This is a genomic window from Burkholderia sp. ZZQ-2, assembly GCF_050768715.1.
GTDB classification, from domain to species: domain Bacteria; phylum Pseudomonadota; class Gammaproteobacteria; order Burkholderiales; family Burkholderiaceae; genus Burkholderia; species Burkholderia cepacia.
Genome location: NZ_LDVA01000310.1, coordinates 21,707 through 32,110 on the forward strand (window position 1 = coordinate 21,707; position 10,404 = coordinate 32,110).

Annotated in this window: 7 protein-coding genes; 4 read left to right on the forward strand and 3 right to left on the reverse strand. The window is 69.1% G+C overall.

Annotation, left to right across the window (positions count from 1 at the left end):
* Positions 1-25: 25 nt before the first annotated feature.
* Positions 26-901, forward strand: coding sequence for a LysR substrate-binding domain-containing protein (locus ABY44_RS27940; protein WP_027791872.1), 876 nt, complete (start codon positions 26-28; stop codon positions 899-901).
* An 8-nt stretch (positions 902-909) separates the two neighbouring features.
* On the opposite strand, the gene ABY44_RS27945 is transcribed toward ABY44_RS27940, so the two are convergent.
* On the reverse strand, positions 910-2,628 hold the full coding sequence (locus tag ABY44_RS27945) for a SulP family inorganic anion transporter (RefSeq protein ID WP_060173410.1): 1,719 nt from the start codon (positions 2,626-2,628) through the stop codon (positions 910-912).
* Between the two features lie 493 nt (positions 2,629-3,121).
* Here ABY44_RS27945 and ABY44_RS27950 point away from each other — a divergent pair, with 493 nt between their 5' ends.
* Positions 3,122-4,363, forward strand: a complete 1,242-nt coding sequence (locus tag ABY44_RS27950) for a mechanosensitive ion channel family protein (protein WP_060173411.1) — start codon at positions 3,122-3,124, stop codon at positions 4,361-4,363.
* 57 nt (positions 4,364-4,420) lie between these two features.
* Here ABY44_RS27950 and ABY44_RS27955 read toward each other — a convergent pair whose 3' ends face one another.
* Positions 4,421-5,842, reverse strand: a complete 1,422-nt coding sequence (locus tag ABY44_RS27955) for a PLP-dependent aminotransferase family protein (RefSeq protein ID WP_059650396.1) — start codon at positions 5,840-5,842, stop codon at positions 4,421-4,423.
* 155 nt (positions 5,843-5,997) lie between these two features.
* Between ABY44_RS27955 and ABY44_RS27960 the strand changes: the two genes are divergently transcribed.
* Together ABY44_RS27960 and ABY44_RS27965 are read left to right on the forward strand one after the other, a co-directional pair.
* On the forward strand, positions 5,998-8,322 hold the full coding sequence (locus ABY44_RS27960) for an FdhF/YdeP family oxidoreductase (RefSeq protein ID WP_060173412.1): 2,325 nt from the start codon (positions 5,998-6,000) through the stop codon (positions 8,320-8,322).
* A gap of 12 nt (positions 8,323-8,334) precedes the next feature.
* The gene (locus tag ABY44_RS27965) at positions 8,335-9,255 is read left to right on the forward strand and encodes a bestrophin family protein (RefSeq protein ID WP_060173413.1); all 921 of its coding nucleotides are present in this window, start codon (positions 8,335-8,337) and stop codon (positions 9,253-9,255) included.
* Positions 9,256-9,305: 50 nt separating this feature from the next.
* On the opposite strand, the gene ABY44_RS27970 is transcribed toward ABY44_RS27965, so the two are convergent.
* On the reverse strand, positions 9,306-10,404 hold a 1,099-nt coding region (locus ABY44_RS27970; protein WP_431642792.1), incomplete at its 5' end, for an FUSC family protein.

Genomic DNA, 10,404 nt, shown 5'->3' on the forward strand with positions numbered 1-10,404 from the left:
TTTATGCCTGTCATTAGCGTTCATAATGCGCCGCATGGCACGTCATCTCGACATCGCGCTGCTGCGCGCCTTCGTCACGGTCGCCGATCATCGCAGCATGACGGCGGCCAGCCGCGCGCTGCACCTGACGCAAGGCGCGATCAGCCAGCAGGTCGCGCGGCTCGAAACGCTGTCCGGCCCGCTGTTCGTCCGCGAGCACCGCAACCTGCTGCTCACGGCGGACGGCGAGCGGCTGCTCGGGCAGGCGCGCCGGCTGCTCGCCGTGCACGATGCGCTGCTGGCCGACATGACGGCCGGCGCGGTCGACGGCACCGTGCGCCTCGGCGCGCCGCAGGATCTCGTCGGCACCTGTCTCGCGCCGATCCTGAAAGGCTATGCGCAGGCGCATCCGCAGGTCGCGCTCACGCTCGTGTGTGAGGCGTCGCCGGAGCTGCACCGGGGGCTCGCGCAGGGCGAACTCGACGTCGCGCTGATCGAGGCGCCGGTCGGGCCGTCACGCGGCGAGTGCATCGCCGTCGACCGCCTGGTCTGGGTTGGCGCGAAAGGCGGCACCGCGTACCGGAACACGCCGCTGCCCGTATCGATGGTCGCGCCGACCTGCGCGTTCCGCCCGACGGTGCTCGACGCGCTGCGCGGCTGCGATCGCGCGTGGCGCACCGTGTTCGAGAACGGCAGCATCGACGCCACCACCGCGACCGTGCGCTCCGACCTCGCCGTCACCGCCTGGCTCGCGTCGACCGTGCCGGCCGACCTCGACATCCTGCCGGCCGGCAGCGGCCTGCCCGCGCTGCCGAACTTCGCGATCAACCTTCATCTGCCGCGCGGCCAGCACACGCCGGCCGCGACGGAACTCGCCCGCCACCTGCGCAACGGCTTCGCGCGCCTGCGCGCGGCCGCATAGGGCCGACGCTACACGGTGCCCGGCTCCTGCGGCGCCGGCGTCGTGCCGGCGGCCTCGAGCGCCTGGTGCAGCGTCGGGAAGATGCACGACGCGCCGACGATCTCCGTGATCCGGTGGCGATCCATGTCCGCGCGCAGGTAGCGGTTGACACGCCCGAACAGCACGCCGATCCCGCGCGCGTGCAGCATCCTGACGAGATCGGTCAGCGTACGCGCAGCCGAATAATCGATGTCGGTGACGGCCCCCGCATCGATGACGAACCAGCGCGCCGGCACCGGCGCCGCATCGACAAGCTCGGTCACTTCGGCGGCGAACAGGTGGTCGTTCGCGAAAAACAGGTCGGAGCCGAACCGGTAGACGATCAGCCCCGGTGCCGTCATCGCGCCCCGCCGCGTGGGCACCGGCTGCCACCTTCCGTTCCCTTCGACCGGTTCGAGCACCATCGTGTGCGGCTGGTAGCTGTGGCGCACGTGCCGCATCAGCGACAGCGCGACGGCCAGCAGGATGCCGTGCTCGACGCCGACCGTCACGACGGCCACGGCCGTGACCAGCGCAAGCGTGAACTCGCCGGGGCTTTCCCTGCGGATCGCGGCGAGGCTGCGCACGTTGATCAACCCGAGCGCGATCGTGAACACGATGCCGGCCAGCACCGCATGCGGCAGATACTGCAGCGTCGTGCTGAAGAACAGCAGGACCACCGCCACCACGGCCGCAAACGCGAGATGCCCGATCTGGCTGCGCACGCCCGCGCCGTCGGCCATCGCCGTCTGCGTCGGGCTGCCGTTGACGACGAACGCGCCACCCACCGCCGCCGCGGCATTCGCGGCCGCGAGGCCGAGGATGTCGGCATTGGTATCGACGTCCTCGCGATACTGCTGCGCGAACACGCGCGCGGCGGCCGCGCTCTGCGCAATGATCATCACGAAACACGACGCGGCGACCGGCACGAGATCGAGGAACTGCTGCCACGTGACGGACGGCCAGCGCAGCGGCGGCAGCCCGCCCGCGACCGGCCCGAGCACCGCGATGCCGTGCGCGGCGAATCCGAACGTGCCGCTCGCCGCGATGCTGCCCGCGACCGCGATCATCGGCATCGGCACGCGCGGCAGGAACCGCTTGCCGGCGAGAATCGCGACGACGACGAGCGCCGCGAGCGCGAACGTCGGCCGGTTCGTGTGGACGAGATGCGTGACGACGTAGTCGAGCTGCGCCAGGCTGCGCGACGCCGGGTACGGCACGGCCAGCCCGAGCATGTCGCCGAGCATCGCGATCGACACCTGCACGCCGACGCCGGCGAGAAAGCCGACCAGCACCGTGCGCGACAGGAAATCGGCGAGAAAACCGAGCTTGAAGATGCGTGCGAGCAGCAGCATCGCGGCGGTCAGCAGCGCGACCATGCCGGCCAGCGCCGCGTATTCGGCGCTGCCGGCCGGCGCCATCGACGACAGCCGGCTCGCGAAGATCGTCGCGGTCGCGGAATCGGCGGCCACCACCAGATGCCGCGACGCGCCGAAGATCGCGAACGCGACGAGCGGCAGGCACACCGTGTAGAGGCCGGTGACGGCCGGCATGCCGGCGATGCGCGCGTAGCCGAGCACCTGCGGGATGTCCATCGACGCGAGCGAAATGCCCGCGAGAATGTCGCGGACGGCCCCGCCACGGCGGATCGGGAGGATGCCTTTCAGCAGCCGCACGCCTGACGGGCGGCTTTCGTTGGAATCTTGCATGCGTGAAGTGCGTGAATACGGGGTGACGTGGTTCGCGAAGTCGTTCGCGCATCGTGCCCCCGGCAGGCATCGCATGGCAAGTGCGCGAAGGCGGCACGTGTCGCTCACCGTCGACGGATGGCCCGCGCGCGAAGGCGAACGGCACGTCGACAACCCTGCGACGCCCGCATGATTGCATGGATCGCCGTGCACGCGCATTGAAGCGCGCAGGCCCGCCGCAGCGGCGTCGCGCCGATTCCGGACGAACCGGCGGCGCATCCGGCAAGCCACGCGCGCACCGGCTTGCGGTGACGCGCTTTCGTCACCCGCCCTCACCCGATTGCAGAGGAGACCTGCGCAATGGTGAGCCGATCCGGGAGCCGCGCGCCGCGCGTTCACGGCGACGTGCCTGGAACCCGATGGCACAATCACGGTCCCTTTCATGCGCCCTTCACCGGGCGCGCGCCGCGTCGCGGCGCCGATTCAACGCACGAGAAGGCCCCTGTTTGCCCCTATGACCCTGAACGAATCCTGGTTTGCGCCGCTCGTCGGCATCCTCATCCTGCTCGCCGCCGCCGGCGCGATCACCGCCGTCGTCCATTTCCTGCTGTTCCGCGTGGTCGCGCGGCTCGCGCGGCTTTCCGCCACGCGCGTCGACGACGCGCTGTTCGAGTTCGGCGCATTCAAGTGGCTGAACCGCATCGTCCCGTTCGTCGTGATCAAGCTCGGGCTCGGCGCGGTGCCCGGCATTCCCGATACGGCCGCGCAGGTCGCCGACAAGGCGCTGTTCGCGCTGATCGTGTTCCTCGTGACGATGACCGTGAGCGCGACGCTTTCGGCGCTCGAACACGCGCATCGCACGTACCAGCGCGACCAGCCGCGCCTGTCGCTGAAAGGCGCGATGCAGCTCGTCAAGCTCGTGATGTTCATCACGGCCGCGCTTGTCGTGATCGGCGACGCAACCGGCAAGCAGATCGGCCTGCTGCTGTCCGGCATCGGTGCGATGTCGGCGGTGCTGATGCTGATCTTCAAGGACACGCTGCTCGGCCTCGTCGCGGGCGTGCAGTTGTCGTCGAACGACATGCTGCGGATCGGCGACTGGATCACGATGCCGTCGGCCGGCGCGGACGGCACGGTCATCGACATCACGCTGAACACCGTCAAGGTCGCGAACTTCGATCACACGATCATCACGGTGCCCACGTGGAAACTGATCACCGAGAGCTACCAGAACTGGCGCGGGATGACCGAGGCAGGCGGGCGCCGCATCAAGCGCGCGCTGTTCGTCGACGCGACGAGCGTGCGTTTTCTTTCGAACGACGAGATCGAACGGCTCGAACGCCTGACGCTGCTGAAGGACTATCTCGAGGACAAGGTCGACGCGATCGAACAATGGAACGGCACGCTCGGCGCGGCCGGCGACTGCCCGGCGAACCGCCGCCAGCTGACGAATCTCGGCACGTTCCGCGCGTATGTCGCGAACTACCTGAAGGGCCATCCGCGCATCCGCCGCGACATGACCTGCATGGCGCGGCAACTGCCGCTCACGGCCGAAGGCATTCCGCTCGAACTGTACTGCTTCACCGACACGACGACCTGGGTCGACTATGAAGCCATCCAGTCCGACCTGTTCGATCACCTGATCGCGGTGCTGCCGGAATTCGGGCTGCGCGTGTACCAGCACCCGTCGGGTTTCGACATGCGGCAGATGGCCGGCGTCGTGCAAGCCGGGCTGCAGGCGCCGCACGCGGGATGACGCACGACACGGCGGCCGGCCATCGGCCGCCTGCCGCCAGGCATGGCGGCACTCACCTCACCGCGCCGCGCACTCCGACGCGAGCCGCCCGAGCACCTTCAGCGCATCCTCGATCTGCCGCGACCACGGATAGCTGTAGTTGAGCCGGATGAAATGCCGATAATCGGTGCCGGCCGAGAACATGTGCCCGGGCCCGACCGTGATCCGCTCCGCGAGGGCCAGTGCATACAGCTTCATCGCGTCGACCTGCTTCGGCAGCTCGACCCACAGCACATACCCGCCCTGCGGCTGCGACAGCCGCGTGCCTTCCGGAAAGAAGCGCCGCACCATCGCGCTCATCAGGCTCGCCTGCTGTGCATACAGCTTGCGCATGCGCCGCAGGTGAAAGTCGTAGCCGTCGTGCTTCAGGTACTCGGCGATCGCGAGCTGCTCGATCGCGGGCGTCGCGAGCGTGTTCAGGAATTTCAGCTTCTCGACCTGGTCGCGGTAGCGGCCCGGCATCGCCCAGCCGATCCGGTAGCGCGGCGACAGGCTCTTCGTGAACGACGCGCAATGCAGCACGAGCCCGTCGCGGTCGAACGACTTCAGTGCGCTCGGTGTCGTGTCGCCGAAGTGCAGCTCGTGATAGACATCGCTCTCGATCGCCGGCACATCGTGCTTCGCCAGCAGCTCGACGAGCGCGCGCTTGCGCGCGTCGGGCATCTGGAAGCCGAGCGGATTCTGGAAATTCGGCATCACCATGCACGCGGCGATGCGCTCGCGTTCGAGGATTCGTTCGAGCGCGTCGAGATCGATGCCGTCACCCGGGTGCGTCGCGACTTCCAGCGCACGCATGCCCATCCGCTCGATCGCGTGCAGCATCGCGTAGAACGTCGGCGACTCCACCGCGATCGTGTCGCCCGGCCGCGCGACGGCCTGCAGGCACAGGTTGATCGCCTCGGTCGCGCCGATCGTCACCACGATCTCGCCGGGTTCGACCGCGATCCCGCGCTCCGCGTAGCGCCGCGCGATCTGGCGGATCAGCTCCTGGTTGCCGGGCGGCAGATCGTCGATCACGCCCCAGCGGGTGCGGCGGCGGCCGATCGTCTGCGCATAGCGCGCGAGACGCTGCACCGGAAACTGCGACGCATCGGGATACGGCGAGCCGAGCGGCACAGCGTCGTCGCGCGCGATCGAACGCAGCGTCGACAGCACGAGCCGGCTCACGTCCACGGCCGACGGTTCCGCCGCCGGCGCCGACATGTGCAGTTCGGCCTCGGCGGGCGCCGACGCGCGCGCACGGACGAAGTAGCCCGATTGGGGCCGGCTCTCGATCAGGCCACGGCTTTCCAGCACGAGGTACGCGCGCAGCACGGTCGTGACGCTGAGCTGCTGCTGGCGGCTCGCCTGCCGCACCGACGGAATCCGCTCGCCGGGCCGATATACGCCACGCTCGATCTGCGCCTGGAGATCGTCGGCCAGTTGTTCGTAACGCTTCACGCGCCTCCCTTTCAACTTCCCTTCAACAACACAGTTGCGATCCGCACTGCCTGAATGGCCGAAACTGTACTCTTTTTTGAAGCGAACAGGTGTACACACAGCCGAACAGGGCCCGCGCGTACTCTGCGGCCATCGACCCCGACACCCGTTGCATCATGAAAAAGAAATTCGCTACCGCGCGCATCGAACCGTACACCCACCCGGCCGCCGGCTGGGGGGCGCTGAAGGCCGTCACGATCAACCTGATCAAGGAAAAGGTCACCGGCGGCAACTACCGCACGCTGCTGCGCCAGAACCAGCCGGACGGCTTCGACTGCCCCGGCTGCGCATGGCCCGACCGCCAGCACGCATCGACGTTCGAATTCTGCGAAAACGGCGTGAAGGCCGTGGCCGCCGAAGCGACCAGCAAGCGCGTGACGCCCGAATTCTTCGCCGCGCACACGGTCACCGAGCTGCTCGAACAGACGGACTTCGAACTCGAGCAGCACGGCCGGCTCACCGACCCGATGGTGTACGACGCGCAGACCGACCGCTACGTGCCGATCGCATGGGACGACGCGTTCGAGCTGATCGCGCGCCACCTGCGCGCGCTGCCCGATCCGAACCAGGCCGCGTTCTACACGTCCGGGCGCGCGAGCAACGAAGCGGCGTTCCTGTACCAGCTGCTCGTGCGGCTGTACGGCACGAACAACTTTCCCGACTGCTCGAACATGTGCCACGAGGCGACGAGCCGCGGGCTGCCGCCGTCGGTCGGCGTCGGCAAGGGTACCGTCACGCTCGACGATTTCGAGCACGCCGACACGCTGCTGATCTTCGGCCAGAACCCGGCCACCAACCACCCGCGGATGATGGGCGAGCTGCGCGAATGCGCGAAGCGCGGTGCGACGATCGTGTCGATCAACCCGCTGAAGGAGCGCGGCCTCGAACGCTTCGCCGATCCGCAAAGCCCGATCGAGATGCTGACGATGTCGGGCACGAAGATCGCATCGACGTTCATCCAGCCGACGATCGGCGGCGACTTCGCGCTGATCAAGGGGATCGCGAAGCGCGTGCTCGAACTCGACGACGCCGCGCGCGCCGCCGGTGCGCCGCGCGTGCTCGACACCGCGTTCATCGGCGAGCACACGGCCGGCTTCGACGCGTTTGCCGACGATCTTCGCAACGAAAGCTGGTCCGCGCTGACCGCCGAAAGCGGCGTGCCGTACGAACAGATCGACAGCCTCGGGCAGCTCTACGCGCGCAGCGAACGCGTGATCGCGACGTGGGGGATGGGCATCACGCAGCACAAGCATTCGGTCGCGACCGTGCAGATGCTGACGAACCTGATGCTGATGCGCGGCAACATCGGCCGTCCCGGCGCCGGCCTGTGCCCGGTGCGCGGCCACTCGAACGTGCAGGGCAACCGCACGGTCGGGATCGAGGAAAAACCGTCGCAGGCGTTCCTCGACCGGCTCGGCCACGTGTTCGATTTCGAACCGCCGCGCCACCACGGCTACGACGTCGTCGAGACGATCGAAGGCATGCTCGAAGGCCACGTGAAGGTGCTGATCGGCCTCGGCGGCAACTTCGCGATGGCGACGCCCGACACGCCGCGCACGTGGGAAGGCATGCGCCGCTGCGATCTTTCCGTGCACATCACGACGAAGCTGAACCGCAGCCACCTGATCCACGGCCGCGACGCGCTGATCCTGCCGACGCTCGGCCGCACCGAGATCGACCTGCAGGACAACGTCGCGCAAGGCGTGACGGTCGAGGATTCGATGAGCATGGTCCACGTGTCGTACGGGATGAACAAGCCGGCCTCGCCGAACCTGATGTCGGAGCCCGCGATCGTCGCGCACATCGGCCATGCGCTGTTCGGCAGCGGCAAGATCGACTGGCTCGCCTACAAGGACGATTACGCGAAGATTCGCGACGCGATCGAGGCCACCCTCGACGGCTTCTACGACTACAACACGCGCATCGCGCGGCCGGGCGGCTTCCACCTGCGCGTCGCGTCGCGCGACCGCGAATGGCTCACGCCGACCGGCAAGGCGAACTTCATCGCACACCCGCTGCCCGCCGACACGCCGATCCAGCGCGCCCGTGCGCTGCACGGCGAACGCCTGATGACGCTGATGACGACGCGCTCGCACGACCAGTACAACACGACCGTCTACGGGCTCGACGACCGCTATCGCGGCGTGTTCGGCCAGCGCCGCGTGGTGTTCGCCAACCGCGACGATCTCGCGATGCTCGGCCTGAAGGCCGGCGAATGGGTCGACATGGAAACCGTGTGGCACGACGGCATCGAGCGGCGCGCGGACGGCTTCCTGCTCGTCGAGTACGACATCCCGCGCGGCTGCATCGGCGCGTACTACCCGGAAACCAACCCGCTGGTGCCGCTCGACAGCGTCGGCGACGTGTGCAACACGCCGACGTCGAAGTCGGTACCCGTGCTGCTGCATCGCGCGGCCGCGCCGGCATCGATCGCCGCCTGACGGAGCACGGCGATGATCGTTCGTCCGCGCGAGCACTGGCTGCGGATGCTGCTCGTCTGGAACGGGTCGGTGCTGCCGACCATCCTGCCGCAACTCGTGCTGACGCTCGCGATCAGCGTCGTCGCGGTGTGGGGCGGCGGCCGCGTGCTCGGCGAGAAGGTGCCGCTGAACCCGACGCCGTTCACGCTGATCGGCCTCACGCTCGCGATCTTCGCGGGGTTTCGCAACAACGCGAGCTACGAACGCTACCGCGAGGGCCGTCAGCTGTGGGGCGGCGTGCTGACCGCCACGCGCACGCTGGTATCGCAGGCGCTCTGCTACGGCGCGATCGACGATGACGACGCGTCACGGCAGGCGTTCGTGCGCAAGGTCGTCGCGTTCGTCTATGCGCTGAAGCATCAGCTGCGCGGCACCGATCCGGCGACCGACCTGCGCACGCTGCTCGACGGCGCCGCCTGTACGCGCATCGCCGCCGCCCGGTATGCGCCGGTCGCGATCGTTCACGAACTGCGCGAAGCATTCGCCGCGCGCGCCGACGCCGGGCGTCTCGCCGATACGCGACTGTGGATGCTCGACGCGCGCCTCGACGATCTCGTCGCGATGGTGAGCGGCTGCGAACGCATCGCGTCGACGCCGATCCCGTTCTCGTACGACGTGCTGCTGCACCGGACGATCTATGCGTACTGCGTGCTGCTGCCGTTCGGCCTCGTCGATTCGATCGGCGCGGCAACGCCGTTCGTCACCGTGTTCGTCGCCTATACGCTGATCGCGCTCGACGCGATCGCCCATGCGATCGCCGAACCGTTCGGCGACGGGCCGAACCATCTCGCGCTCGATGCCATGACGCGGACGATCGAGCGCACGCTGCTCGAACTGAACCGCGAGCCGCTACCGGCGGAAGTGACGCCCGGCAAGGCCTATCGCCTCAGTTGACGCGCGGGCCGCCGCTCGCGCCCCCCGCTGCCCCTCCACCCGTCAGCCCGTCAATCCCGGCGACCGCGCAGAAAGCCGTCATGCGCGGCCGCCGTCTCCGCGATCGTCCGCAGCAGCACGACACCGCGCAGCAGCGCGCGCCCGTCGTCGCTGTCGACCTCGGTCACGCGCCGCAGCAGCACGCGGGCCGCCGCGCCGCAAGCCCGCTCGAGCCGGGCGAAATCCGCGAGCCCGACCCGCCCCCGCACCAACGCGACCGCACGGCGCGCCGCCGGCTCGCGCGCCGCCAGTTCGGCCAGCGCCAACAGGCTGTCGCCGATCGTCCAGGCCGCGAGCAAGTCGCGCAGGTCGCGCTCGATGAGGGTGGCCGGCAGACGGCCCGCGAAGCCGAGCTCGCGCCCGAGACGGTCGGCCGTGCGGCTCAGCCACGCGCTCGCCGGCCACGCCCGTGGATTGCGTGCGATGCGTGCGAGGTCGGCGCGCACCGCGCAATGCAGGCGCCGCCGGCTCGCGCCGGGATCGCCGGGGAACACGAGCGCGAACACCATCGCGCCAAACGCGATGCCGAGCAGCGTGGCGAGCGCCGAATTGAGAAAGGCGGCGTCGCCGATGCGCGCCGTATTGTCCGGCGACGTGAAATTCCAGAAGAAGATCGAGAAGCCGCTGCCGATGCCGGCCGCACGCGGATGGCGCATCGCGATGCCCGCGCCGATCGTGAACACGCCGAGGATGTATGCGAGCATCTCGAAGCCCGACACCGCCGGCAGCAGCACGAAGTTGCAAAGGGCGCCCGCGACCGCCGCGCAGGCGGCTCCTTTCAGGAAGCCGACGGTGGCGCCCACCGAGTTCGGGCGCGTCGAGAACAGCGCGCAGACCACCCCCGTGATCGCGACGAACCCGGCGCCCGACGGCCACGCCGTCACGATCCAGAACGCCGCGGCGATCAGCACCGCGATGAACGCGCGCATCCCGTTGTGCCACGCGAGCACCGGATCGTGGTGGAACGCATAGCGCACCCGCGACGCCGGCGGATTCGGCAGATCCAGCCGCGCCTTGCCCGCAAAGGCGGCGTCAAACCCGGCAAGCAGCGCCGCCAGCCGGTCGAGCGTGAGCAGGCGCGACGGGTCCGAGCCGGCCGGCTCCGCGGCC